This is a genomic window from Pseudomonas sp. SIMBA_041 (genome assembly GCF_046535095.1).
Classification (GTDB): domain Bacteria; phylum Pseudomonadota; class Gammaproteobacteria; order Pseudomonadales; family Pseudomonadaceae; genus Aquipseudomonas; species Aquipseudomonas mucoides.
The window spans coordinates 329,662-352,632 of sequence record NZ_JAWRXJ010000002.1 but is presented as its reverse complement, the minus strand read 5'-3'; the positions used below and the strand labels follow the sequence as shown (position 1 = coordinate 352,632).

The window sequence follows — 22,971 nt, the reverse complement described above, 5'->3', positions numbered from 1 at the left end:
GCCGCCTATTTGAGGAGCGCTCCATGGTCGAAGATGTTGAACTGAATCGCCTCTACTGGCACAGCCGCCGCGGCATGCTTGAGCTGGACGTATTGCTGGTGCCGTTTGTCAAAGAAGTCTACCCGCACCTCAACGATGTCGACCGCGATTGCTACCGCAAGCTGCTCGAGTGCGAAGATCAGGACATGTTCGGCTGGTTCATGGAACGCGCCGAATCGGAAGATCCGGAGCTTCAGCGCATGGTTCGCATGATCCTGGACCGTGTCCAGCCCAAGTAATGCGTTCGAATGCCGCTGGCATGCCTCACGGCAGTTGCTGGCGGCGTATCTTCTGGCCCAGCTGTTCGCGCTGGGCTCGTTGTTTCTTTTGTCTATACCGGTCTGGGCCCGTGTGCTCGGCGCTTTCTGCTGTCTGGCGCATGGCGTTTGGGTATTACCCCGTCAGATTCTGCTGACACATCCGCAGGCATATCGCGGCTTGCGTCGCGATGCCGAAGGCTGGCAGTTGTGGAATCAGGCGCGGGGTTGGCAGCCGGTGCAGTTGCGACCGGACAGCCTGGCGCTGCCGTTGATCGTGGTGCTGCGGTTTCGCCTGCGCGGCGAACGACGTATCCGGTCGATCTGCGTACCCCGCGACTCGCAGGCGGCGGATGTGCACCGACGCCTGCGGGTTCGATTGACGTTCAGTCGACGTAGGTGGGCGGCACCAGAATAGTGTCCAAGGCAACCGGTAGCATATTCGGATAGTCGAGGGTGTAATGCAGGCCCCGGCTTTCCTTGCGTTCCATGGCGGACTGGATCATCAGTTCTGCCACCTGGGCCAGGTTGCGCAATTCGATCAAATCGCGGCTGACCTTATAGTTGCTGTAGAACTCGTCGATCTCGTCCAGCAGCAGCCGCACGCGGTGTTGCGCTCGTTGCAGGCGTTTGTTGGTGCGCACGATGCCGACGTAGTCCCACATGAATCGGCGCAGTTCATCCCAGTTGTGCGCAATGATCACGTCTTCGTCGGAATCGGTGACCTGGCTCGCATCCCAGATAGGCAGGGCGGCGGGGATCGATACGTGCGGCAACTGTTCAAGAATGTCCGCCGCCGCCGAACGGGCGTAAACGAAACACTCCAGCAGCGAGTTGCTGGCCATGCGGTTGGCGCCGTGCAGGCCGGTGAAACTGGTTTCGCCAATGGCATACAGCCCCGGCACGTCGGTGCGGCCGTTCTGATCGACCATCACGCCGCCGCAGGTGTAGTGCGCCGCCGGAACCACCGGGATCGGCTGCTTGGTGATGTCGATGGAAAACTCGAGGCAGCGTTCGTACACCGTCGGAAAGTGCGTCTTGATGAACGCTTCGGGTTTGTGGCTGATGTCCAGATAGACGCAGTCGATACCCAGGCGCTTCATTTCATGGTCGATGGCCCGGGCAACGATGTCCCGTGGCGCCAATTCTGCGCGCGGGTCGAAGCGCTGCATGAAACGCTCGCCGTTAGGCAGTTTGAGGTGCGCACCTTCGCCGCGCAGGGCTTCGGTGATCAGGAAGCTTTTTGCCTGCGGGTGGTAAAGGCAGGTGGGGTGAAACTGGTTGAACTCCAGGTTCGCCACCCGGCAACCGGAACGCCAGGCCATGGCGATGCCATCTCCGCAGGCGCCGTCGGGGTTGCTGGTATAGAGGTAGACTTTGGCCGCGCCACCGGACGCGAGGATGACGAAACGTGCGCCGTAGGTGTCGACTTCGCCGGTCCCGCGGTTGAGTACGTAGGCGCCGAGGCAGCGGTCGCCTTCCAGTCCGAGGCGTTTTTCGGTGATCAGGTCCACCGCGACGCGCTGTTCCAGCAATTCGATGTTGGGCCGTTGTCTGGCCTGGGCCAGCAACGTTTTGAATATCGCAGCGCCGGTGGCATCGGCGGCATGAATGATGCGCCGATGGCTATGGCCGCCTTCGCGGGTCAGGTGAAACTCGAACCCGCCGTCTTCGGTTCCGGATTGTTCATCGCGGGTAAACGGCACGCCTTGGTCGATCAGCCATTGAATCGCTTCTTTACTGTGCTCGACGGTAAAGCGCACGGCGTCTTCATGGCACAGGCCACCGCCGGCATTGAGGGTGTCGTCGACATGGGACTCAACGGTGTCGGAGTCATCCAGTACGGCAGCGACGCCACCCTGGGCCCAGAATGTCGAGCCGTTGGCGAGGTCGCCTTTGCTCAGCACCGCGATGCGCAAGTGACCGGGCAGGGTCAGCGCAAGACTCAAACCGGCAGCGCCGCTGCCAATCACCAGAACATCGTGTTGAAACTGTTGGCTCATTTCAGGATTCCGCTCAAAGCGACCCGGGTCGGGGTTGGCGCAAGACTGCTGGAACGGCGAGTCAAGTCGGCCACACAGCCCACTAGTATATAGAGGGGGGGAGCGGCACAATACCCGAGCGCATATGGCATTGTGAAACTACTGTGACGGGAAATACTCGACGCTTCGTCGGATGGTTTTTTGACCGGTTCGACGACAAGGCGACTGTATCGTGGATTTAACAGTATTTTTCTACCCACGGTCTCACAATGTCGGTGCCGTCCGGTTTTAAATAATGGAACTTTTGCCAAAGGCCAAAGATCAATAGACGGTTGCCTGATTCAAGGGACAGTGTCGGCTTCAGGGCAGGATCTGCAGTTTGATCCTTGCTGGCGAATCCGACGACAAGATTATTCGCGCAGCCGGTAACCCGCGCTGCGCTTTTCGTGCGTGCCAAATCAGAGCCCGCAGGAAACTTGCTTGGAGGGGGAGAACTTTTGCGGAAAGCCCGAGTCTATGTTTGCAAGTCTGGTCGTTTAGTTATGCAAGCTTCCTCCGAGCTTATCGAGGAGTGTTCATGCTAACCCAGGAAGAGGATCAGCAGCTGGTCGAGCGCGTTCAACGTGGCGACAAGCGAGCTTTCGATCTGCTAGTGCTGAAATACCAGCACAAAATTCTCGGGTTGATCGTGCGTTTCGTGCACGACACCCATGAAGCCCAGGATGTGGCGCAGGAAGCCTTTATCAAGGCATACCGAGCCCTAGGGAATTTTCGCGGAGACAGCGCGTTTTATACGTGGCTTTACCGCATCGCCATTAACACGGCGAAAAACTATCTGGTTTCGCGCGGCCGTCGGCCGCCGGATAGCGATGTCAGTTCCGAGGATGCAGAGTTCTACGATGGCGATCATGGCCTCAAGGATCTCGAGTCGCCAGAACGAGCGTTGCTGCGGGATGAGATCGAAGGCACCGTCCATCGGACCATCCAGCAACTGCCAGAAGATTTACGTACGGCTTTAACTTTACGTGAATTCGATGGTCTGAGTTACGAGGACATTGCAGCCGTCATGCAATGTCCGGTGGGTACCGTGCGCTCCCGGATTTTCCGCGCTCGGGAGGCCATCGATAAAGCCCTGCAGCCGTTGTTGCAGGAAAACTGAGACAGCGGCGACAGCCAAGAGAGGAACGCCATGAGTCGTGAAGCCCTGCAGGAATCGCTGTCCGCAGTGATGGATAACGAAGCGGACGAACTGGAATTGCGTCGGGTATTAAATGCCTTTGACGATGTTGAAACCCGTGAAACCTGGGCTCGTTACCAAATCGCTCGGGCAGTCATGCACAAGGACTTGCTGCTTCCACGTCTGGATATCGCTGCGGCAGTGTCTGCTGCGTTGGCCGACGAAGCCGTACCGGCAAAAGCCTCCCGTGGTCCATGGCGCAGCCTGGGTCGCCTGGCAGTAGCCGCTTCGGTCACACTGGCTGTACTGGCCGGCGTTCGTTTGTACAACCAGGACGAGATCGCTGGTGTCGAACTGGCTCAGCAATCCAATCAACCGGGTCTGGCCGTTCCTCAGGTCAAGGGTCCAGCTGTATTGGCAGGCTACAATGAGAGTTCGGATGCCACTGGCCCTATGGCCAACGGTGTATTGCAAGGTCAGCCAGGCTGGCACGATCAGCGTCTGCCAAGCTACTTGCGCCAACATGCTCAACAAGCTGCATTGAAAGGCACTGAAAGTGCTCTGCCTTATGCTCGTGCAGCAAGCCTGGAAAACCGCTAAGGAGGATCATGCGCGCCATACCTCTACTTTCGCTTCTGCTCGCAGGCTGGTTTGTCGTACCAGCCCACGCTGATGAAGCCCAGGACTGGTTGACCCGTCTGGGCCAGGCCGAGCAACAGCAAAGCTTTCACGGTACTTTCGTTTACGAGCGTAACGGTAGTTTTTCTACCCATAACATCTGGCATCGCGTCCAGGATGGCAAAGTCCGAGAGCGTTTACTCCAGCTCGACGGCTCCGCACAGGAAGTCGTGCGCATTGATGGGCATACTCAATGCGTCAGCGGCACCCTGATAGCAGGATTGGGGGATTCACCCAATACCGCTGCTCGTGCACTGGATCCACAAAAGTTAAAGAATTGGTATGACCTTGCCGTCATCGGCAAGTCGCGTGTGGCTGGGCGTGCGGCAGTGATTATTTCGCTGACACCACGTGATCAGCATCGATACGGTTTTGAGCTCCATCTGGACAAAGAAACCGGCCTGCCACTCAAGTCATTGTTGCTCAATGACAAAGGGCAGTTGCTGGAGCGATTCCAGTTCACACAACTGGATACCGCTGACGTGCCGTCTGACAAAGACTTGCAGGCGGGTGATGATTGCAAGGCTGTCACCCTCGACAGTGACAAGGCTTCCGCCATTAAGGTCGCTCAGGTGTGGCATTCGGACTGGCTACCACCCGGTTTTGAGTTGACCAGCAGCAGTGCTCGCAAAGATCCGGAGACCAAAACACAGGTCAACAGTCTGATGTATGACGATGGCCTGGCGCGTTTCTCGGTTTTCCTTGAACCGTTGAATGGCGCAACCGTGACGGACACTCGCACACAATTGGGCCCCACCGTTGCTGTATCCCGCCGTCTGACCACGCCTCAGGGCGAAGTGATGGTGACCGTGGTCGGAGAGATCCCGATAGGCACCGCAGAACGGATTGCGCTGTCCATGCGCACCGATGCCACCGCAACCAAGTAGTGGGTCATTACCGAAATGTTTGGTGAGCATTTCAATTTGCAAAAAAACCTGAATTTTTCTATAGGTCAGAGCCTCACGGCTCTGGCCTTGTTTTGTTGTTCCCGGAACAAAAATACCGGCGTATTGTTCCCGGTGTTCCTTGCTCCATATCGCTTAACCATGCTCGTCGTAACGGGAGCCGTATGTCGATACCACGCTTGAAGTCTTACCTTTCCATTGTTGCCACCGTGCTGGTACTCGGTCAGGCGGTCACTGCGCAAGCGGTCGAACTGCCTGATTTCACCCAGTTGGTCGAGCAGGCCTCGCCTGCCGTGGTGAACATCAGTACCACCCAGAAACTGCCGGACCGCAAAGTGTCCGGGCAAATGCCGGACCTTGAAGGCCTGCCGCCACAGCTGCGCGAGTTCTTCGAGCGGGGCATGCCTCAACCGCGTTCGCCTCGTGGTGATCGCCAGCGTGAAGCCCAGTCCTTGGGTTCGGGCTTCATCATTTCGCCTGATGGCTACATCCTGACCAACAACCATGTGATTGCCGATGCGGATGAAATCCTCGTGCGTCTTGCTGATCGCAGTGAGCTGAAAGCCAAGCTGGTCGGCACTGATCCACGTTCCGACGTGGCGCTGCTGAAGATTGAAGGCAAGGGCCTGCCAGTGCTTAAACTCGGCAAATCCCAGGACCTGAAAGCCGGTCAGTGGGTGGTTGCCATCGGTTCGCCGTTCGGTTTCGACCACACCGTGACCCAAGGCATCGTCAGCGCCATCGGGCGTAGCCTGCCAAACGAAAACTATGTGCCGTTCATCCAGACCGACGTGCCGATCAACCCGGGTAACTCGGGTGGCCCGCTGTTCAACCTTAATGGCGAAGTGGTCGGGATCAACTCGCAGATCTACACCCGCTCCGGGGGCTTCATGGGCGTATCGTTCGCGATCCCTATCGATGTCGCCATGGATGTTTCCAATCAGCTCAAAGACGGTGGCAAAGTCAGCCGTGGCTGGTTGGGTGTGGTGATTCAGGAAGTGAACAAGGACCTGGCCGAGTCGTTTGGTCTTGAGAAACCGGCCGGTGCGCTGGTCGCTCAGATCCAGGACGATGGCCCGGCAGCCAAGGGTGGCCTGCAAGTGGGCGACGTGATCCTGAGCATGAACGGTCAGCCGATCGTCATGTCGGCCGATTTGCCACATCTGGTAGGCGCACTGAAAGCGGGCGCCAAGGCCAATCTTGAAGTGATTCGCGAAGGCAAACGCAAGAACGTCGAACTGACGGTCGGCGCGATTCCTGACGAAGGCAAAGAACTGGATTCGATGCCTAAGTCGGGCGTTGAAATCAGCAGCAATCGTTTGGGTGTCGCCGTCGCCGAACTGTCTGATGAGCAGAAGAAAACCTACGACCTCAAAGGTGGTGTGGTGATCAAGGAAGTTCAGGACGGTCCTGCCTCGCTGATTGGCTTGCAACCAGGTGACATCATCACTCACCTGAACAACCAGGCCATCAGCTCCAGCAAGGAGTTCACCGAGATTGCCAAGGCGCTGCCGAAGAACCGATCGGTATCGATGCGGGTTCTGCGTCAAGGTCGTGCCAGCTTCATCACCTTCAAACTGGCTGAATAAGCCGGTTGTTGGCTGAATAAAAAAACGCCTCGAAAGAGGCGTTTTTTTGTGCCCGGAATTTGCAGCCAGGCCGTCAGCCCATCATGTCCTTGATCATGCGCTCCTGCTCCATCAACTCACGCTGACGTGCATCGATACGCGAAGACAACGGGAAGTTGCTGCCAGCCTTACGCTTGGCGAAGTCCAGTTGCTGAATGGCCTGACGATAGTCGCCGACCAATGCAAAGTACTCCGCGCGAGCTTGATGCAGGCCGATGATGTTGCCGGAAAGGCCGCGAGTCTCGGCCACCTGATACCACACGTCAGGATCGTCCGGGCGTGACTTGAGCAGGCCTTCCAATGCCTTTTCAGCATCGGCGGTGCGGTTCTGTTTCAGCAGCAGATCGACACGCACCTGATTCAGCGGATAGTTGCCGGGGTATTGCGTGAGCAACCGGTCGACGCGTGATTGAGCATCCGGCAGGCGATTGTTGGTGATGTCCAGATCGACTTCCGCCAGGTTATAGATGATCTCGTTCGGCGCCTTGGCCAGCAGAGGCTTGAGGTTCTCCCGAGCTTCATTCAACTGACCCCCCTTGATCTGGGCGATGGCCAGGCCATAGCGCGCGACATCGTTTTTCGGGTTTTCTTCAAGCAGGGCACGGAAGCGCTTGGCGCCCAGGCCAGGGGTTTCTTCGTAGAACAACTGGACGCGCGCGCGAATCAGCTGATAACGCAGGGTGTCCTCGATGCCGCCCTGCGGAGCCTGTTCGGCGCGGTTGCGGGTGTCGGCGATCCGCGATTCGGTGACCGGGTGAGTCAGCAGGAATTCCGGTGGCTTGGCGTCGAAGCGGTACTGGCGCCCCAAGCGCTCGAACATGGTCGGCATCGAGCGCGGGTCGTAACCGGCTTTTTCCAGATTGACGATGCCGATGCGGTCGGCTTCCTGTTCGTTCTGACGCGAGAAGCGTCGCTGTTCCTGGATCGCCGCCGCTTGCGTACTCGCAATGGCCGCGATCCCGGCATCGCCGGCACCGGCCGCCGCAATCACGATCCCGGCCAGCAGGGCGGCCATCATCGGCACTTGCATGCGTTGCTGCGCTTCAATGCCACGGGCAAAGTGGCGTTGCGACAAGTGAGCCAATTCGTGAGCCAGTACCGAGGCGTATTCACCCTCGGTCTGCGCATTGAGGAACAAGCCGCCGTTGACCCCGACAATCCCGCCCGGCGCCGCGAAGGCGTTGAGCTGCGGGCTGTTGATCAGGATGAACTCCAGGCGCCGGTCATTGACCTGGCTGGTCTCCACCAGTCGGTAAACGCTGGATTCGACGTAATCCTTGAGCTGCGGATCGTTGAGCTGCGCCACCTGGCTGCGCAACAGCGCCAGCCACGCACGGCCCAACTGGTGTTCCTGTTGTGGCGAGACGATGGCAGAACTGGCGTCGCCGAGTGACGGCAGGTCGTCGGCAAAGCCCGGTGAGGCAAGCAGGCAAGCGAGCGTCAGCAGGGTAGGGCGCAAAAAAGTCATGCACAAAGCCTTAGTCGACAAAGACCTTACTGTAGCCGGACACTGGGCTTGGGACCAGATATTCTAGGCAACTCAACCACCTGACTCGGAGTGAAACAATGACCGACGCTGTAGAGCATGACGTCGAACTGGACGCCAGCGGCCTGAATTGTCCGTTGCCCTTGCTCAAGGCCAAGCTGGAGCTCAATCGCCTGGCCAGCGGCGCGGTGCTCAAGGTAATCGCCACGGATGCGGGTTCGCAGCGTGACTTCCGCACCTTTGCCCGATTGGCCGGTCATACGCTGCTTCGCGAAGAAGATGAGGCGGGTGTTTACCGCTACTGGTTAAAAAAAGCCTGAAATCTGCTGTGTTCGTTTTTAAGGAATATTGATGTTCAAGGTGTTACGCGACTGGATTCAGCGCTACTTTTCCGATGAAGAAGCCGTGGTGCTGGCGGTGCTGCTGGTGCTGGCATTCACCGCCGTGCTCACCTTGGGCGGCATGCTCGCGCCGGTACTGGCCGGGATGGTGCTGGCGTACCTCATGCATGGCCTGGTGGCCACCCTCGAACGTTTGCGCATGCCTGGTGGCGTGGCGGTGGGGCTAGTGTTCACACTGTTCATGGGGGCGCTGCTGGTCTTCATGATTGTCCTGGTGCCGCTGCTGTGGCATCAGCTGATTACGCTGTTCAACGAGTTGCCCGGCATGCTCGCCAAGTGGCAGTCGCTGTTATTGCTGCTGCCCGAGCGCTATCCGCATCTGGTGTCCGATGAGCAGGTATTGCAGGCCATCGAAGTGGCACGGGGCGAGATCGGCAAATTCGGCCAGTGGGCGCTGACGTTCTCGTTGTCGAGTCTGCCGTTGCTGGTGAACATCATGATCTACCTCGTTCTGGTGCCGATCCTGGTGTTCTTCTTCCTCAAGGACCGGGAGATGATCGGCCAGTGGGTGCGCGGTTACCTGCCCCGTGAACGGGCGTTGATCACCCGCGTCGCTCATGAAATGAACCGGCAGATTGCCAATTACATTCGCGGCAAGGTCATCGAGATCTTCATCTGCGGCGGTGTGACCTACATCGGTTTTGTCGTGCTGGGGCTTAACTACGCCGCGCTGCTGGCCTTGCTGGTGGGCGTGTCGGTGGTGGTGCCTTACGTCGGCGCTGTGGTAGTGACCGTGCCGGTCATGCTGATTGCTCTGTTCCAGTGGGGCTGGAGCGATCAGTTCATCTATTTGATGGCGGTCTACGGGATCATTCAGACGCTGGACGGCAACGTGCTGGTGCCGTTGCTGTTCTCGGAGGCGGTCAACCTGCACCCGGTCGCGATCATTTGCGCGGTGCTGTTGTTTGGCGGGTTGTGGGGATTCTGGGGGGTGTTTTTTGCGATTCCGCTGGCGACGCTGTTCAAGGCCGTGCTGGATGCGTGGCCGCGCAAGGAGCCAGAAGTCGCGCCGCTGCTTTAGTACTACAGTGAGGCTGATGGCCTCCATCCCGAGCAAGCTCGGTCCCACAGGAATATCACGATACCTGTGGGGCCGAGCTTGCTCGCGATAGCGTCGTAACAGGCGCCAAAAAAATCAGGCCTTATTCAAAGCCTGAGCCGCCGCCAACACCGCATCCACATGCCCCGGCACCTTCACACCGCGCCATTCCTGACGCAGTACACCGTTCTTGTCGATCAGGAACGTGCTGCGATCGACGCCCATGTATTCCTTGCCATACAGCTTCTTCAGCTTGATCACATCAAACAGCTGGCAAAGCGCTTCTTCCTTGTCGCTGATCAGCTCGAAGGTGAACGCCTGCTTGGCCTTGAAGTTTTCGTGGGACTTGAGGCTGTCACGCGACACGCCGAACACTTCGGTGTTGGCCGCTTTAAACGCCTCAAGCTGATCGCGAAAGCCCTGACCTTGAGTGGTGCAACCCGGCGTGCTGTCCTTGGGATAGAAGTAGATCACCACTTGCTTGCCTTTAAGGCCCGCGAGGCTGACGGTCTGTCCATTGGTGGCGGGTGCTTCGAAGTCGGCAACCGGTTGGTCGATGGCAACGGCCATGAAAGCTTCCTTACATTGGGTTTTGTGGGCGCCACGGTTCGATCAGCGCGTCCAGGTTCAGCGCGTCGGCGAAATCCAGGAACTGATCGCGCAGCCAGCTGATCTGCACGCCAGCCGGCAAGGTCACGGTAAACGTGGCGTTGAGCATGGTGCCGCCGGTTTGTGGCGCCTGATAGGTGTCACAGGTCAGGTTTTCCAACTCGACGTTGTGGTCCATGAAGAACTGGCACAGCTCATTGATGATGTCAGACCGGTAGGCCGAACTGACATAAGCCACGTAAGGCAGCGCCTGAGGACGGTTCTCCAGGGCCGCGCTGCGCACCACATTGACGGTGAACGCATGCTTTTTGGAGAGGCTCGGCAAGCTGCCTTCCAGACGCGCCAGGGCGTCCCAGCTACCGGAAATCTCGAGGATCAACGCACTGCACTCGCCATGACGGGTCAGGCGGGAAGTGACCACGGCGCAGCGATTTTCATGGCTGGCGCGGCACAGGACGTTAGTCAGCTCCATGGGGTTGGCGCCGAGGGCACTGATGACAAGGAATTGTTCGCGAACTGTGGGGGTGGACATGCAGCATTCCTAAAGCGATGAGCGGTCGGTACGACTAAGGGCTTTTTTCGGGGACAAGCCTGCGGATGCGAATTCAGAAAACCCGAGTCACAAGTTGCAACGTGCTCCAGTGAGGCCGGAGCGAGGGGTGGCAACGCTGGATCGGGGCTTGTGATGCCGTAAATGGAGGCTTGAACCTGGCGTACGAGCTTATCAGTACCGATCAAAGTCTGAAGGGTAGCGAAAAGCAACGCCAAGGGGAATGGCGGCAGCGCAGTACTTTGCTTGTGCAAGCATCTTGGCGCCAGTACCATTACCGCTCTCTTTTTCCGGCAGGAGCGGTTTCATGATTGCGGGCAGTATGGTGGCACTGGTCACACCCATGGATGCACAAGGGCGTCTTGACTGGGACAGCCTCAGCAAACTCGTGGACTTCCACCTTGAAAACGGCACCCATGCCATTGTCGCGGTCGGTACTACCGGCGAGTCGGCAACCCTCGACGTAGACGAGCACATCGCGGTCATCAAGGCCGTGGTCAAGCAGGTCAATGGCCGTATTCCGGTGATCGCCGGCACCGGCGCCAATTCGACCCGTGAAGCCGTCGAACTGACCCGCAACGCCAAAGCGGCCGGCGCCGATGCCTGCCTGCTGGTCGTTCCGTACTACAACAAGCCGACTCAGGAAGGCTTGTACCAGCATTTCAAGCACATCGCTGAATCGGTCGACATTCCACAGATCCTCTACAACGTTCCTGGCCGCACCTCCTGCGACATGCAGGCCGAGACCGTGATTCGCCTGTCCACCGTGCCGAACATCATCGGTATCAAGGAAGCCACTGGCGACCTGAAACGTGCCAAGGCAATCCTTGATGGCGTGAGCAAGGACTTCATCGTGCTGTCCGGCGATGATCCGACCGCTGTCGAGCTGATCCTGATGGGCGGCAAGGGTAATATCTCCGTCACCGCTAACGTTGCCCCGCGCGAAATGGCCGACCTGTGCGAGGCCGCGCTCAAGGGCGACGCCGAGACTGCACGGGCCATCAACGAAAAATTGATGCCGCTGCACAAGGACCTGTTCATCGAAGCCAACCCGATTCCGGTGAAGTGGGCTTTGGTCGAAATGGGCCTGATGCATGAAGGCATTCGCCTGCCGCTGACCTGGCTGAGCACACCTTGTCATGAAACGCTTCGCTCGGCCCTGCGCCAGTGCGGCGTCCTGGTTTAATTGAGGAAGTACAACGCATGAAGCGAATGGCCGGACTTTCCGCACTTGCCTTGATTATCTCCAGCACCAGTGGCTGTGGATGGGTCTGGGGCCCGGAAGGTTATTTCCGTGACCGTGGTAGCGACTACCTGGAAGCGCAACAGACAGCACCCATGCAATTGCCACCGGATGTCACCACCGCCAAACGTCTGGATCCGCTGCTGCCGATCCCGCGTAACGTGGCCGATGACACCGCCAAGGGCGAATACATCGTTCCTCGTCCGCAGCCGTTGTCGGCGTCGGCCGATGCCAGTGCCTACTCCCTGCAGAAAGTCGGCGATTCGCGTTCGATCCTGGCGCAGAACCCTCCGGCCGAAGTCTGGCCAGTGGCTGTGCAGTTCTTCCAGGACAACGGTTTCCGTCTGGATGAACAAAAGCCGCAAACCGGCGAATTCACCACGACCTGGCAGCATTCCGACGAACTGTCCGCAGCGATGGCTAAACGCCTGAGCGCAGCCGGCGTCAGCACCGACAGCCAGACCCGCGTGCGAGTGCGGATCGAGCCGGGCGTGCAGCGCAACACCAGTGAAGTCTATGTGGTCAGCGCCGAGCGTCCTGCCGGCAGCACCGCCGATGTGGACTTCACCAACCGTTCGGTCAACACCGGCCTGGATGCAGCACTGGTCGACGACATGCTCGCGAGCATGAGCCGCATTTCGGAGAAGGGCGGTTCGGTCTCCATGCTGGCTTCGCGTGATTTCGATACGCCAAGTCGTATCAGCATGAGCGAAGACGGCAGCGGCAACCTGGTTCTGAACGTCGGCAACGACCTCGACCGTGCCTGGTCGAGCGTCGGTCGTGCGCTGGAACAGGGCGAATGGCGCGTTGAAGACATCAACCGCAGCCTGGGCCTGTACTACATCAACCTGTCCGAAAAAGCCGAGAAGAAAGACGAGAAGCCTGGCTTCTTCAGCAACCTGTTCGGCAGCGCGCCGAGCAAGGAAGAAGTTGAAGCCCGTGCCGAGCGTTATCAGGTTCGCCTGAGCAAGGTCGGTGAAAACGTCCAGGTAACCGTCGAGAAAAACATCAACACCGTGGCGCCGGCAGACGTGGCGCGTAAAGTGTTGAGTGAGATTCAGGACAAACTGGGCTGATCACATGCGTTTTGCCGTTCTCGGCAGCGGTAGCCAAGGGAACGGCACGCTGGTAGCCAGCGATGACACGTATGTGCTGGTGGATTGTGGTTTCTCCCTGCGAGAAACCGAAAAACGCCTGCTGCGCCTGGGTGTGAACCCTGCGCAGTTGAGCGCGATACTCGTGACCCACGAACATGCCGACCACGTGCATGGCGTGGGTTTGCTGTCTCGGCGCTACAATCTGCCTGTCTACCTCAGTCGCGGGACCCTGCGCGGGATGCGCAAACCGATTGAACCGGCTGGCCTTCTGGCCGGCGGCGAGCAACTGCAGATCGGCGCTCTGAGCATCGGCGTCATTGCCGTGGCCCACGATGCACAGGAGCCGACGCAATACGTCTTCAGCGACGGTGAGCGGCGCTTCGGCCTGCTGACCGACCTGGGCTCGTATTGCAACACGGTGCTGGACGGCTATCGGGACCTCGATGCGTTGATGATCGAGTCCAACCATTGCCGTGACATGCTGGCTCGCGGTCACTACCCCTACTTTCTCAAGCAGCGGGTGGGCGGTGAACTGGGACATTTGAACAACCACCAGGCGGCATTCCTGGTGTCTGAGTTGGGCTGGCAAGGCCTGCAACACCTGGTCCTGGCCCATCTGAGCAGCAAGAACAACCTGCCGCAGCTGGCCCGGCAATGTTTTGTCGACACCCTCGGGTGCGACCCCGACTGGCTGCAACTGGCCGATCAAGATTCAGGGCTCGACTGGCGACACATCGCCTAGCCCACCTACTTAGCAAGCGGAGCCCATCATGGAAAAACGTGAAGAACTCTACCGCGGCAAAGCCAAATCGGTTTACAAGACCGATGACGCTAACCGCTTGATCCTGCTGTTTCGCAACGACACCTCGGCGTTCGACGGCAAGCGCATCGAGCAGCTCGACCGCAAAGGCATGGTGAACAACAAGTTCAACGCCTTCATCATGCAGAAACTCGAAGCCGCCGGCGTGCCGACCCAATTCGACAAACTGCTGGGCGATAACGAATGCCTGGTGAAGAAGCTCGACATGATCCCGGTCGAGTGCGTCGTGCGTAACTACGCCGCTGGCAGCCTGGTCAAGCGCCTGGGCGTCGAAGAGGGCATGAAGCTCAACCCTTACACCTTCGAACTGTTCCTGAAGGACGACGCCAAGGGCGACCCGTTCATCAACGAATCCCACGTCGTGGCCTTCGGTTGGGGCACCGCCGAGCAACTGGTTCGCATGAAAGAACTGTCGCTCAAGGTCAACGAAGTCCTGAGCAAACTGTTCGACGACGCCGGCCTGCTGCTGGTCGACTTCAAACTCGAATTCGGCGTATTCCACGACGGCTCCATCGTCCTGGGCGACGAATTCAGCCCGGACGGCTGCCGCCTGTGGGACAAGGCCACCGGCAAGAAAATGGACAAGGACCGCTTCCGTCAGGGCCTCGGTGACGTCATCGAAGCCTACGAAGAAGTCGCCAATCGTCTGGGCGTACCGCTTTAATCGACGCAAGCATCTGATAGCACAGAATTATTTTGCGTTAGGGGGTTCGCTTCCGGCAAAAGTGTTGTTATGATGCGCGCCGTTGGAGAGATGCCAGAGTGGCCGAATGGGACGGATTCGAAATCCGTTGTACCTTCACCGGTACCTAGGGTTCGAATCCCTATCTCTCCGCCATTACATAGAAAAAGCCCCGTAGCTGAAAAGTTACGGGGCTTTTTCGTTTCTGATGTTTCGCTCAGGGAATTTTTAGCTTCGCTTTCAACCAGAGTTGGAAGCCCCTGATATCTCGGGCGAATACTCAGAGTGGCGGGGCACTAACTTGCTGTCTTTTCACTCTTCCGAACAGGCCGTGGCGAAACAGCCTTCACCACATCATCGATTAGCGCTTTTCCCATCGAAGTCAAATAGTGCGCAGCCCAAGCATGACGGTCGGTGTCTTTTGCATAAGCTGCGTCCTCTGTGAGTGCCTTGGCCAGGAACAGGAAGTCCGAGGCCTGTGCCAATGCAACACTGATGGGCACACCCGCGCTGACGTGGAACATTGCATTGTCTGAGCAATAGATAGGGGTGAAGCCGATCGTTTTTGTTTCTGCAGGTTCGGTCATTTTCCACCTCCAGTGAAGGGGCGGTTTTGGAGGAGATCGAGCGAAGGAGCTTTACGCAACATGGAGTCGCGCAGAGAGAAAAGACCAAATTTGTACGGATTTACAATGTGCATTTGTCCAACTCCTTGACATAAAGAGCTGCCACTTCGTTTCCAAGCGAATGGGTGGCAGCTGCGCGCAGGTTGGAAACCGGGAGTCAAGGAGACCGGCACGCCCGAGGGCGTCCCACGCACAGCCGCCATAACACAGCATTGCAGGCAAAAAACGGCTGCAATAGTCATGGGGTTGCTGTTGCGTGACTCAACGGGTTTCCAAGCCCGATCGCTGAATGTTCAGCGACGTCTGGAGAGTATCCCGTCGAATATATGGCCACAAGGCGGCAACCTGCTCAAAAGCACAGCAAGCATACCCCCTTACGCAACTCTCGGATTTTGCCTACAACCTCGTCGAGAGTCACCCAGATATTCTGGTAACCGTGAAACACAAAACCTGAACGCCAAACATTCAGCGACTGCTCGAAACGCCGGGCACCAGACGTTCAAAGAAGCAAGACCCAACGTAGTTCGTGATGTGAGGGCTTTTCTTGGACAAGCAGGAGTCACCCCATGAACGAAATGAACTACCAAGGCTATACCGCCCGCATTGAATACAGCGAAGAAGACAGCCTGTTTGTCGGCCACATCACGTGCATCAAGGATATCGTTGGCTTTCATGGCGAGTCAGTACGGGAGCTTCGAGAAGCATTTGAAGTGGCCGTCACTGATTATCTGGATACGCGTGCCAATCTCTCGACCCGCCTAGCACGCGGTACCGAATGACGACCGTGATAGCCCACCAATCCGGTATCACTACCGCCAAGCGATAACCGCGAAGCACCATTCCAAATTCAGGAAACAAGGCAAATCCACGTCATTAGCTATCATGCAATACACAACAAATATCCGGATGACGGAGGACGCATGAACAAATGGCAACGGCTTTGGTTGTCTGTGAAGCTGATAACAGCCGTAGCGGCCTGCGTAGCCGCCGGTGTTCAGGCTTTCTTTTACATGATGGACAGCACTGACGCCTCCCGAATACACCCGCTGAGTATTCTGGTCGCCGGGCTGATTTTCGGCTTCATCACCTTCGGACTTCTTTCATTCATTGAAGAAGGTATACGGCGACTATTAGCCCCATTGTTCACCGCCAAACCCCAACCTCAAGCGAACGCTGATACCGATTCAGAGCTGGTAGCGCAGCCGCCGCTCATCCTGTCTGCTGATGATTCAACTCAACAGAAGAGCCTGTGAGCTGACATTCGGCGGCCAATGCCAAACCCTCAAAACGTAGGTGGCGTCACCACCCAAATCACCACCGCATCCACCTCCCCGGGGTTCCCATACCGATGCGGTTCCTGGCTGGAAAAACTAAAGCTATCCCCTTCACCCAGCGAAAAGTGCCGTTCCCCGACCCACAACTCAAAACTGCCCGACAGCACATACCCCGCCTCTTCACCTTCATGGCTGTAACTTTGCTGACTGTAAGCCCCCGGCGGAAACCGTGAGTGCAGCATCTCCAGTTGCCGATTCGGCTGCGGCGTCAGTAGGTGATCAACGATGCCGTCTTCGTAATGCACGCTCATCCGGGTGTTTTTGCGCACGACAATGCCGTCATCTTCCGGCGCCGTTTGCGTTTCGCTGGCGAAGAACCATTGAATGGTCACGCCCAGGCTCCGGGCGATGTTGAACAGGGCCGGGATGGAAGGGTAGGCGAGGTTGCGTTCGAGCTGGCTGATGTAGCCCGCTGTCAATTCGCTCATCTGCGCCAGTTCGGCCAGGGTCATGCCCCGGCGTTTGCGCAAGCCTCGAATTCGAGTGCCGAGAAAATGCGGTTCCGCCGAAGGCGTGGCGGCGTCCTGTATGGGCGCGCCAGTGGCAGGCTGCATCTTGCTGCTGTTGCTCATGGCGTGCTCCAAACCGGGGTTCGCAAAACCCCGGAGTATAAACAGCCTTAAAGCTCCCAGGCGACTTTCAAACCCTCGTAGATGGCTTCTTCGGCGGTGCGCGGGGCGAGGCAGTCGCCGATGCGGCGAAACTCCACCAGGCCTTGCAGTTCTGCGCCGAGGGTATCGACGGGTTGATGGCCCTGGCAGAGCACCAGGGTGTCGATGTTTTCGAAGATCATCGGCTCGCCGCTGGCGGTGTGTTGCAGGTAGACGGTGTTGTCGTCGCAGCCATAGAGGCGGGCGTAGGGGGTGATCGGGATGCCGAGCTTGTGCAGTTCGCCGGCCAGTTGATCACGCACGTACAGCGGCAGGTTTTCCCCGCAATGGGTGCCGTTGACCGCCAGTTGCACTTGATGCCCGGCGCGGACCAGGCGTTCGGCGATGCCGGGGCCGATCCAGTCGCAGCGCCAGTCGACCACCATCACCGAACGACCGATTTGTACCTCGTCGCGCAGCACTTGCCAGGCGTCGACCACCTGTAAGTCACCGCCGCGCTCGAACGCCGGCCAATACGGTTCGGCACCGGTGGCGACGATTACCATGTCCGGCCGTTCGCGCTCAACCAGCGCCCGGTCGACGCGGGTGTTGCGCACCACGCGCACGCCGGCCAGTTCCATTTCCCGTTGCAGGTTGGTGCTGGCGCCGCCGAATTCAGCGCGTTTTGGTAACAGTTGCGCGAGCAAAACCTGGCCGCCGAGTTGCGAGTTGGCTTCGTACAGAGTTACGTCGTGTCCGCGCTGGGCGGCGACGGCAGCAGCCTTCATGCCGGCGGGACCACCGCCCGCGATCATGATGCGTTTACGTTGCTTCGCCGGTTGCCGTTGGCCGAAGATCAATTCGCGCCCGGTTTCCGGGTGCTGGATGCAGGAAATCGGCAAGCCTTTGTGGAAGTGACCGATACAGGCCTGATTGCAGGCGATGCAGGCGCGCACATCTTCGACGTGGCCGGTGTCGGTCTTGTTGGGCATTTGCGGGTCGCAGATCAGCGCGCGGGTCATGCCGCAGACATCGGCCTGACCGCGCGACAGAATCAACTCGGCTTCCTGCGGCTGGTTGATGCGCCCGGTGACGAACAGCGGAATCGACAGGCCGGCCTTGAACGTTCCGGCCTCCTTGGCCAGATAAGCCGCTTCGATCGCCATCGGCGGCACGATGTGCACCGCTCCGCCCAAGGACGCCGAGGTGCCGGCAACGATGTGCACGTAATCCAGCAGCGGTTGCAGCGATTGCACGGCCGATAAGGATTCGTCTTCGGTCAGCCCTTCGGGATCACGTTCGTCGGCGGAGATGCGAAGGCCGATGATGAAATGCTCGTCGGTGTTGGCGCGCACGGCGGCGATTACTTCGCGCAGAAAACGCAGGCGCTGGTCGAGCTCACCGTTGTAGCCATCGGTGCGACGGTTGACCCGTGGATTGATGAATTGCGCCGGCAGGTAACCGTGGCTGGCGACCACTTCGACGCCGTCGATTCCGGCCTGATACAAGCGTCGGGCCGCCGCCCCGTAACCGGCAACGATCTCGTCGATCATCGTCTGATCCAGCGCCCGCGGCATCACCCGGAAGCGTTCGTTGGGCACCGCCGATGGCGAGTACGCGACGGCCAGCAGGCCATCGCTGGACTCCATGATTTCGCGCCCCGGGTGGAAGATCTGCGACAGCACCACGGTGCCGTGTGCGTGGCAGCTCTCGGCAATCTTTCGATAACCCTCGATGCACGCGTCATCGGTCGCCATCAGCACGTGCGAGGTGTACCGCGCGCTGTCATGCACCCCGGCCACTTGCAGCACGATCAGCCCGACACCGCCTTCGGCTCGCGCGGTGTGATAGGCGATCAGTTGCTCGTTGACCAGGTTGTCGGTAGGCATCGACGTGTCGTGACCGCTGGACATGATGCGATTTTTCAGGCGTTTGCCCCGCAGCTGCAAGGGTTCGAACAGGTGTGCAAAAGCGGCGGAAGAGGACGGCATGGTGCGGGTACTCCGGGCAGGCTGAAGCCGAAAGGCCGGGTTTTCGGCGTTGTTATTATTTGCCTATAGAAATTTACCTTCAGTAAAAAATCAACTTGTTTTTTTACTGTCGCTCGCAGTAGATTCATTTGGCGCCCGCACCTGGGGCGAACCTCACAACAATAAAAAAGGGTCACGGCGGCGTTGAGTCGCGTGGCACCTGCAAGAGGAACCACTGATGAAATCGAACACGCTCAAGCACGGTTTTTATCCCTTGATGCTGTCCCTGGCCATGGGCCTGGGCAGCGCTCAGGCAGCACCGGACATGGTGGTGGTAGGTTACGGCGGTGCCGGCCAGAAAGCCCAGGATGTGGCGTTTTTCCAGCCGTTTAGCGTCGCGGATCACAGCAAGCTGATCCAGAGTGAATACAACGGCGAGATGGCCCGGATCAAAGTGATGGTCGATACCGGCAATGCTGATTGGGACGTGGTGCAGATCGAAGGCCCGGACTTGATGCGCGGCTGCGATGAAGGCATGTACGAGAAACTCGACTGGAGCAAACTCGGCCGCGTCGATCAACTGATACCCGATGCGGCACAGGCGTGCGGTTCGGCGGCGCTGGTATGGAGCGTGGCGATTGCCTACGACACGCAGAAACTGGCGCAGGCCCCGACGTCGTGGGCAGATTTCTGGGACGTGCAGAAAATCCCCGGCAAGCGTGGCCTGCGTAAACGCGCGGTGTACAACCTGGAATTCGCCTTGCTGGCCGACGGGGTGAAAGTCGAGGACGTGTATTCCGTGTTGAACACCCCGCAAGGTGTCGACCGCGCTTTCGCCAAGCTCACCCAGCTCAAGCCTTACATCCAATGGTGGGAGGCCGGCGCGCAACCGGCGCAATGGCTGACGGCCGGGGATGTGGTGATGACCTCGACCTACAGCGGACGTGTGGCCGCTGCCGCGCAAAACGGCAGTCACCTCGGGCTGGTTTGGCCGGGCAGTCTGTATGGCATGGATTACTGGGCGATCATCAAAGGCTCGAAACATGTCGATCAGGCCAAGCGCTTTATCGCCTTCGCCAATCAGCCGGATGCTCAGGTCAAGTACGTCGAGCAGATTCCGTACGGCCCGACCAATACCGAAGCCGCCGCCAAGCTGGACAGCAAACTCGCGCAATGGGTGCCCACCGCGCCGCAAAACCTGAAGGGTGCGCTGTCGATGGACGTGGCGTTCTGGGTGGATCACGGTGAAGAACTTGAAGAGCGCTTCAACGCCTGGGCCAGCAAGTAATCGCAAGCGGCTGGACGTGGCAGCGCGTCCAGCCTTACTGTTTCGCGCAGTCGATCAGCCTGGAGACTTAACAACAATGAACGAGATCGCCACGTTTTCTCAGCGCAGCGCCACCGAGCAACACCTGCGTGAGGAGTTGGCCGCCTGCTACCGATTGATCGCGCACTTTCGCATGACCGATCTGATCTTTACCCACATCTCGGTGCGGATACCGGGGCCTGAGCATCACTTCCTGATCAATCCGTATGGGTTGATGTTCGATGAAATCACCGCGTCCAACCTGGTGAAGATTGGCCTGGATGGCCATGCCGTGGAGGCGTCGCCGTACCCGGTGAATCCGGCGGGGTTTGTGATTCACAGCGCGATTCACGGGGCTCGTGAAGACGCGCAGTGCGTGCTGCACACCCATACCAAATCCGGATGTGCGGTCGCGGCGTTGAAGTGCGGGTTGTTGCCGGTGAACCAGATCTCGATGGAGTTCTATGGCCGGGTTGCGTACCACGATTATGAAGGGGTGGCGCTGGACATGGGTGAGCAGGAACGTCTGGTGCGGGACCTTGGTGATAAGCCGGTGTTGATGCTGCGCAACCATGGTTTGTTGACTGTGGGGGAGACCGTCAGCCAGGCGTTTTTACGCATGTATTATCTGGAGAAAGCTTGCGAAATTCAGCTTGCCGCGCAGGCAGCGGGTGAGTTGGTGTTGCCGTCGGCGGAGGTTTGCGAACACACCGAGCGCCAGTTCAATGACCCTGGCCGGCCGCTGGAAGAAGGCGAGTTGAGTGACCCGGATGCCATGCAATTGGCTTGGGCTGCGATGCTGCGATTGCTTGATCGGGTGGCGCCGGGTTATCGGGATTGACCGATGTTCCTCTATTGATCGGGCTGGCCCCTTCGCGAGCAGGCTCGCTCCCACAGGGTTTTGTGTCGGGCACAAATAATCGGGTGCAACTCAGATCAAATGTGGGAGCGTGGCTTGCCCGCGATGGGCGCGACACGGTCTCAGAACCCTGCAACCGACTAGAGACTTTCCACCCTCTTGCTGTACAGTCGTTCAGCGCGCGGATTAACCCACCGCGTCCCTAACGATTGATCCCACGGAGAGTGTCGCGCATGAGTCAGGAAGCCCGTTTTTCCCGCATGGAGCCGGAGTTGCGCAAGGCCAATCTGATCGAGGCGACGCTGGTGTGCCTCAAGCGCCACGGTTTCCAGGGCGCCTCGATCCGCAAGATTTCCGCCGAGGCCGGTGTTTCGGTCGGGCTGATCAGCCATCACTATTCTGGCAAGGATGAACTGGTGGCCGAGGCCTACCGCGCGATCACCGGCCGCGTCATGAGCCTGCTGCGCGAGGCCATGGCCCATGCGGCACCCAACGCCCGCGAACGACTGTCGGCATTCTTCCGCGGTTCGTTTTCCGCCGAATTGCTCGATCCGCAATTGATCGACGCCTGGCTGGCATTCTGGGGCGCGGTGCGTACCGCCGAGTCGATCAACCTCGCACACGAACATTCCTACGGCGAGTACCGCGGCATCCTGCGCAAGGTCCTGACCGATCTGGCACAGGAAGAAAACTGGGAAAATTTTGACGCCGATCTCGCCGCCATCAGCCTCAGCGCCTTGCTCGACGGTTTGTGGCTGGAGTCGGGCCTCAACCCCGGCACGTTCACGCCGGAGCAGGGCATCCAGATTTGCGAAGCCTGGGTCGACGGATTGCAAGCGGGCGGTCGCCAACGGTTTTGCGTCCAGACGACGGGCTGTTGATCAGTCGTTCAGCAGTCGATACTCTCTGGCGCCACAGCAACAAAACACTCTAATAAGAAACACGCCTTCGGGCATACGCGGGACACCATGCGATGACTCCTCGGGTATTGATCGTCGACGACGATCCGTTGATTCGCGAACTGCTGCAGGCCTACTTGTCCCAGGAAGGTTACGAGGTGCATTGCGCCGCCACGGCGGAGCTGGCCGACACGTTCCTGGCGAGCCAGACGGTCGATCTGGTGATGCTCGATATCCGCCTGCCGGGCAAGGACGGCCTGACGCTGACCCGGGAGCTGCGGGTGCGTTCGGAAGTCGGGATCATTCTGATCACCGGGCGCAACGACGAAATCGACCGCATCGTCGGCCTTGAATGCGGCGCCGATGACTACGTGATCAAACCGCTCAACCCTCGCGAACTGGTGTCCCGGGCGAAAAACCTGATACGCCGGGTGCGTCACGCGCAAACGCCGCAACCGGTGGCAGCCGTCGCCAAACCGGTCAAACAGTTCGCTGACTGGGCGCTGGACACCGACCGCCGACGACTGATCGACCCGACAGGCACCGAAACCCTGCTGACCCACGGCGAGTACCAATTGCTCAGCGTGTTCCTGCGCAACAGCGGCCACACCTTGAGCCGCGATCAATTGATGGACCAGATCCGCAACCGCGAATGGGTACCCAACGATCGCTCCATCGACGTGCTGGTCGGACGCTTGCGCCGCAAGTTGCACGACGACCCGGCCGAGCCGCAATTGATCATTACCATTCACGGCGCCGGTTACCTGTTCACCGCCAGCGTGGCGGCCTGAACC

Annotated in this window: 24 protein-coding genes, 1 tRNA gene and 1 pseudogene; 19 read left to right on the top strand and 7 right to left on the bottom strand. The window is 58.9% G+C overall.

Annotated features, from left to right (window positions below):
• Nucleotides 1-23 precede the first annotated feature (23 nt).
• Both SB725_RS05330 and SB725_RS05325 read left to right on the top strand, forming a co-directional pair.
• Complete coding sequence (locus tag SB725_RS05330) at nucleotides 24-278, top strand: succinate dehydrogenase assembly factor 2 (protein WP_007944081.1); 255 nt, start codon at nucleotides 24-26, stop codon at nucleotides 276-278.
• Entirely contained in the window at nucleotides 262-714 is a 453-nt protein-coding gene (locus SB725_RS05325; protein WP_410921403.1) for a protein YgfX, read from the top strand. The genes SB725_RS05330 and SB725_RS05325 overlap by 17 nt, the downstream gene beginning before the upstream one ends.
• On the opposite strand, the gene nadB is transcribed toward SB725_RS05325, so the two are convergent.
• A complete protein-coding gene (gene nadB / locus SB725_RS05320) occupies nucleotides 683-2,299 on the bottom strand; it encodes an L-aspartate oxidase (RefSeq protein ID WP_059181469.1) in 1,617 nt (538 codons plus the stop codon). The genes SB725_RS05325 and nadB overlap by 32 nt on opposite strands.
• Nucleotides 2,300-2,855: 556 nt before the next feature.
• Here nadB and rpoE point away from each other — a divergent pair.
• The 4 genes from rpoE to SB725_RS05300 all read left to right on the top strand — a co-directional run bounded on the left by rpoE (nucleotide 2,856) and on the right by SB725_RS05300 (nucleotide 6,627).
• Nucleotides 2,856-3,437 carry an RNA polymerase sigma factor RpoE gene (gene rpoE / locus SB725_RS05315; protein ID WP_007944079.1) on the top strand — a complete coding sequence of 194 codons (582 nt, stop codon included), beginning with the start codon at nucleotides 2,856-2,858 and terminating at the stop codon, nucleotides 3,435-3,437.
• A gap of 30 nt (nucleotides 3,438-3,467) precedes the next feature.
• A complete protein-coding gene (locus SB725_RS05310; RefSeq protein ID WP_027925537.1) occupies nucleotides 3,468-4,055 on the top strand; it encodes a sigma-E factor negative regulatory protein in 588 nt (195 codons plus the stop codon).
• Nucleotides 4,056-4,063: 8 nt separating this feature from the next.
• Nucleotides 4,064-5,020: a MucB/RseB C-terminal domain-containing protein gene (locus SB725_RS05305; protein ID WP_027925536.1), complete on the top strand. Its 957-nt coding sequence runs from the start codon at nucleotides 4,064-4,066 to the stop codon at nucleotides 5,018-5,020.
• A 182-nt stretch (nucleotides 5,021-5,202) separates the two neighbouring features.
• Nucleotides 5,203-6,627 (top strand): DegQ family serine endoprotease, encoded by a 1,425-nt coding sequence (locus SB725_RS05300; protein WP_410921402.1) that lies wholly within the window; start codon nucleotides 5,203-5,205, stop codon nucleotides 6,625-6,627.
• A gap of 73 nt (nucleotides 6,628-6,700) precedes the next feature.
• Here the strand turns inward: SB725_RS05300 and SB725_RS05295 are convergent, their stop codons facing one another.
• Entirely contained in the window at nucleotides 6,701-8,134 is a 1,434-nt protein-coding gene (locus tag SB725_RS05295; protein WP_027925534.1) for a M48 family metalloprotease, read from the bottom strand.
• 98 nt (nucleotides 8,135-8,232) lie between these two features.
• Here SB725_RS05295 and SB725_RS05290 point away from each other — a divergent pair, with 98 nt between their 5' ends.
• Nucleotides 8,233-8,472, top strand: a complete 240-nt coding sequence (locus SB725_RS05290) for a sulfurtransferase TusA family protein (protein ID WP_027925533.1) — start codon at nucleotides 8,233-8,235, stop codon at nucleotides 8,470-8,472.
• Between the two features lie 31 nt (nucleotides 8,473-8,503).
• On the top strand, nucleotides 8,504-9,574 hold the full coding sequence (locus SB725_RS05285; protein WP_027925532.1) for an AI-2E family transporter: 1,071 nt from the start codon (nucleotides 8,504-8,506) through the stop codon (nucleotides 9,572-9,574).
• A 114-nt stretch (nucleotides 9,575-9,688) separates the two neighbouring features.
• On the opposite strand, the gene SB725_RS05280 is transcribed toward SB725_RS05285, so the two are convergent.
• A complete protein-coding gene (locus SB725_RS05280) occupies nucleotides 9,689-10,162 on the bottom strand; it encodes a peroxiredoxin (protein WP_027925531.1) in 474 nt (157 codons plus the stop codon).
• 10 nt (nucleotides 10,163-10,172) lie between these two features.
• Entirely contained in the window at nucleotides 10,173-10,733 is a 561-nt protein-coding gene (locus SB725_RS05275) for a glycine cleavage system protein R (protein WP_027925530.1), read from the bottom strand.
• A 325-nt stretch (nucleotides 10,734-11,058) separates the two neighbouring features.
• Here SB725_RS05275 and dapA point away from each other — a divergent pair, with 325 nt between their 5' ends.
• The 5 genes from dapA (at nucleotide 11,059) to SB725_RS05250 (ending at nucleotide 14,749) form a co-directional block, all read left to right on the top strand.
• The gene (gene dapA, locus SB725_RS05270; RefSeq protein WP_027925529.1) at nucleotides 11,059-11,937 is read left to right on the top strand and encodes a 4-hydroxy-tetrahydrodipicolinate synthase; all 879 of its coding nucleotides are present in this window, start codon (nucleotides 11,059-11,061) and stop codon (nucleotides 11,935-11,937) included.
• A gap of 17 nt (nucleotides 11,938-11,954) precedes the next feature.
• The gene (gene bamC / locus SB725_RS05265) at nucleotides 11,955-13,070 is read left to right on the top strand and encodes an outer membrane protein assembly factor BamC (RefSeq protein ID WP_027925528.1); all 1,116 of its coding nucleotides are present in this window, start codon (nucleotides 11,955-11,957) and stop codon (nucleotides 13,068-13,070) included.
• Between the two features lie 4 nt (nucleotides 13,071-13,074).
• The gene (locus SB725_RS05260) at nucleotides 13,075-13,833 is read left to right on the top strand and encodes an MBL fold metallo-hydrolase (protein ID WP_123433871.1); all 759 of its coding nucleotides are present in this window, start codon (nucleotides 13,075-13,077) and stop codon (nucleotides 13,831-13,833) included.
• A gap of 28 nt (nucleotides 13,834-13,861) precedes the next feature.
• A complete protein-coding gene (gene purC, locus SB725_RS05255) occupies nucleotides 13,862-14,575 on the top strand; it encodes a phosphoribosylaminoimidazolesuccinocarboxamide synthase (protein ID WP_007944067.1) in 714 nt (237 codons plus the stop codon).
• 84 nt (nucleotides 14,576-14,659) lie between these two features.
• Nucleotides 14,660-14,749: transfer RNA gene (locus SB725_RS05250), tRNA-Ser, on the top strand.
• 140 nt (nucleotides 14,750-14,889) lie between these two features.
• On the opposite strand, the gene SB725_RS05245 is transcribed toward SB725_RS05250, so the two are convergent.
• Nucleotides 14,890-15,180 carry a DUF3077 domain-containing protein gene (locus tag SB725_RS05245; RefSeq protein ID WP_059181455.1) on the bottom strand — a complete coding sequence of 97 codons (291 nt, stop codon included), beginning with the start codon at nucleotides 15,178-15,180 and terminating at the stop codon, nucleotides 14,890-14,892.
• 605 nt (nucleotides 15,181-15,785) lie between these two features.
• Here SB725_RS05245 and SB725_RS05240 point away from each other — a divergent pair.
• Nucleotides 15,786-15,968: pseudogene (locus tag SB725_RS05240) on the top strand (toxin-antitoxin system HicB family antitoxin); the annotation flags it as partial.
• Nucleotides 15,969-16,139: 171 nt separating this feature from the next.
• Nucleotides 16,140-16,472, top strand: a complete 333-nt coding sequence (locus SB725_RS05235; RefSeq protein WP_027925904.1) for a hypothetical protein — start codon at nucleotides 16,140-16,142, stop codon at nucleotides 16,470-16,472.
• Between the two features lie 29 nt (nucleotides 16,473-16,501).
• Here SB725_RS05235 and SB725_RS05230 read toward each other — a convergent pair whose 3' ends face one another.
• Entirely contained in the window at nucleotides 16,502-17,107 is a 606-nt protein-coding gene (locus SB725_RS05230; RefSeq protein WP_050590239.1) for a cupin domain-containing protein, read from the bottom strand.
• A 65-nt stretch (nucleotides 17,108-17,172) separates the two neighbouring features.
• The gene (locus tag SB725_RS05225) at nucleotides 17,173-19,134 is read right to left on the bottom strand and encodes an FAD-dependent oxidoreductase (RefSeq protein ID WP_059181454.1); all 1,962 of its coding nucleotides are present in this window, start codon (nucleotides 19,132-19,134) and stop codon (nucleotides 17,173-17,175) included.
• 217 nt (nucleotides 19,135-19,351) lie between these two features.
• On the opposite strand from SB725_RS05225, the gene SB725_RS05220 reads away from it, so the two are divergent.
• The 4 genes from SB725_RS05220 (at nucleotide 19,352) to SB725_RS05205 (ending at nucleotide 22,968) form a co-directional block, all read left to right on the top strand.
• Entirely contained in the window at nucleotides 19,352-20,401 is a 1,050-nt protein-coding gene (locus SB725_RS05220) for an ABC transporter substrate-binding protein (protein WP_194939869.1), read from the top strand.
• A gap of 76 nt (nucleotides 20,402-20,477) precedes the next feature.
• Nucleotides 20,478-21,260 (top strand): class II aldolase/adducin family protein, encoded by a 783-nt coding sequence (locus SB725_RS05215; RefSeq protein ID WP_027925900.1) that lies wholly within the window; start codon nucleotides 20,478-20,480, stop codon nucleotides 21,258-21,260.
• A gap of 251 nt (nucleotides 21,261-21,511) precedes the next feature.
• On the top strand, nucleotides 21,512-22,159 hold the full coding sequence (locus SB725_RS05210; RefSeq protein ID WP_027925899.1) for a TetR family transcriptional regulator C-terminal domain-containing protein: 648 nt from the start codon (nucleotides 21,512-21,514) through the stop codon (nucleotides 22,157-22,159).
• A 92-nt stretch (nucleotides 22,160-22,251) separates the two neighbouring features.
• The gene (locus tag SB725_RS05205; protein WP_027925898.1) at nucleotides 22,252-22,968 is read left to right on the top strand and encodes a response regulator; all 717 of its coding nucleotides are present in this window, start codon (nucleotides 22,252-22,254) and stop codon (nucleotides 22,966-22,968) included.
• Nucleotides 22,969-22,971: the final 3 nt, after the last annotated feature.

Bases quoted from the DNA above. Each gene is read 5' to 3' on its own strand.
- SB725_RS05330 (WP_007944081.1), top strand. From the start codon at position 24: ATGGTCGAAGATGTTGAACTGAATCGCCTCTACTGGCACAGCCGCCGC.
- nadB (WP_059181469.1), bottom strand. From the start codon at position 2,299: ATGAGCCAACAGTTTCAACACGATGTTCTGGTGATTGGCAGCGGCGCT.
- rpoE (WP_007944079.1), top strand. From the start codon at position 2,856: ATGCTAACCCAGGAAGAGGATCAGCAGCTGGTCGAGCGCGTTCAACGT.
- SB725_RS05310 (WP_027925537.1), top strand. From the start codon at position 3,468: ATGAGTCGTGAAGCCCTGCAGGAATCGCTGTCCGCAGTGATGGATAAC.
- SB725_RS05305 (WP_027925536.1), top strand. From the start codon at position 4,064: ATGCGCGCCATACCTCTACTTTCGCTTCTGCTCGCAGGCTGGTTTGTC.
- SB725_RS05300 (WP_410921402.1), top strand. From the start codon at position 5,203: ATGTCGATACCACGCTTGAAGTCTTACCTTTCCATTGTTGCCACCGTG.
- SB725_RS05295 (WP_027925534.1), bottom strand. From the start codon at position 8,134: ATGACTTTTTTGCGCCCTACCCTGCTGACGCTCGCTTGCCTGCTTGCC.
- SB725_RS05290 (WP_027925533.1), top strand. From the start codon at position 8,233: ATGACCGACGCTGTAGAGCATGACGTCGAACTGGACGCCAGCGGCCTG.
- SB725_RS05285 (WP_027925532.1), top strand. From the start codon at position 8,504: ATGTTCAAGGTGTTACGCGACTGGATTCAGCGCTACTTTTCCGATGAA.
- SB725_RS05280 (WP_027925531.1), bottom strand. From the start codon at position 10,162: ATGGCCGTTGCCATCGACCAACCGGTTGCCGACTTCGAAGCACCCGCC.
- SB725_RS05275 (WP_027925530.1), bottom strand. From the start codon at position 10,733: ATGTCCACCCCCACAGTTCGCGAACAATTCCTTGTCATCAGTGCCCTC.
- dapA (WP_027925529.1), top strand. From the start codon at position 11,059: ATGATTGCGGGCAGTATGGTGGCACTGGTCACACCCATGGATGCACAA.
- bamC (WP_027925528.1), top strand. From the start codon at position 11,955: ATGAAGCGAATGGCCGGACTTTCCGCACTTGCCTTGATTATCTCCAGC.
- SB725_RS05260 (WP_123433871.1), top strand. From the start codon at position 13,075: ATGCGTTTTGCCGTTCTCGGCAGCGGTAGCCAAGGGAACGGCACGCTG.
- purC (WP_007944067.1), top strand. From the start codon at position 13,862: ATGGAAAAACGTGAAGAACTCTACCGCGGCAAAGCCAAATCGGTTTAC.
- SB725_RS05245 (WP_059181455.1), bottom strand. From the start codon at position 15,180: ATGACCGAACCTGCAGAAACAAAAACGATCGGCTTCACCCCTATCTAT.
- SB725_RS05235 (WP_027925904.1), top strand. From the start codon at position 16,140: ATGAACAAATGGCAACGGCTTTGGTTGTCTGTGAAGCTGATAACAGCC.
- SB725_RS05230 (WP_050590239.1), bottom strand. From the start codon at position 17,107: ATGCAGCCTGCCACTGGCGCGCCCATACAGGACGCCGCCACGCCTTCG.
- SB725_RS05225 (WP_059181454.1), bottom strand. From the start codon at position 19,134: ATGCCGTCCTCTTCCGCCGCTTTTGCACACCTGTTCGAACCCTTGCAG.
- SB725_RS05220 (WP_194939869.1), top strand. From the start codon at position 19,352: ATGAAATCGAACACGCTCAAGCACGGTTTTTATCCCTTGATGCTGTCC.
- SB725_RS05215 (WP_027925900.1), top strand. From the start codon at position 20,478: ATGAACGAGATCGCCACGTTTTCTCAGCGCAGCGCCACCGAGCAACAC.
- SB725_RS05210 (WP_027925899.1), top strand. From the start codon at position 21,512: ATGAGTCAGGAAGCCCGTTTTTCCCGCATGGAGCCGGAGTTGCGCAAG.
- SB725_RS05205 (WP_027925898.1), top strand. From the start codon at position 22,252: ATGACTCCTCGGGTATTGATCGTCGACGACGATCCGTTGATTCGCGAA.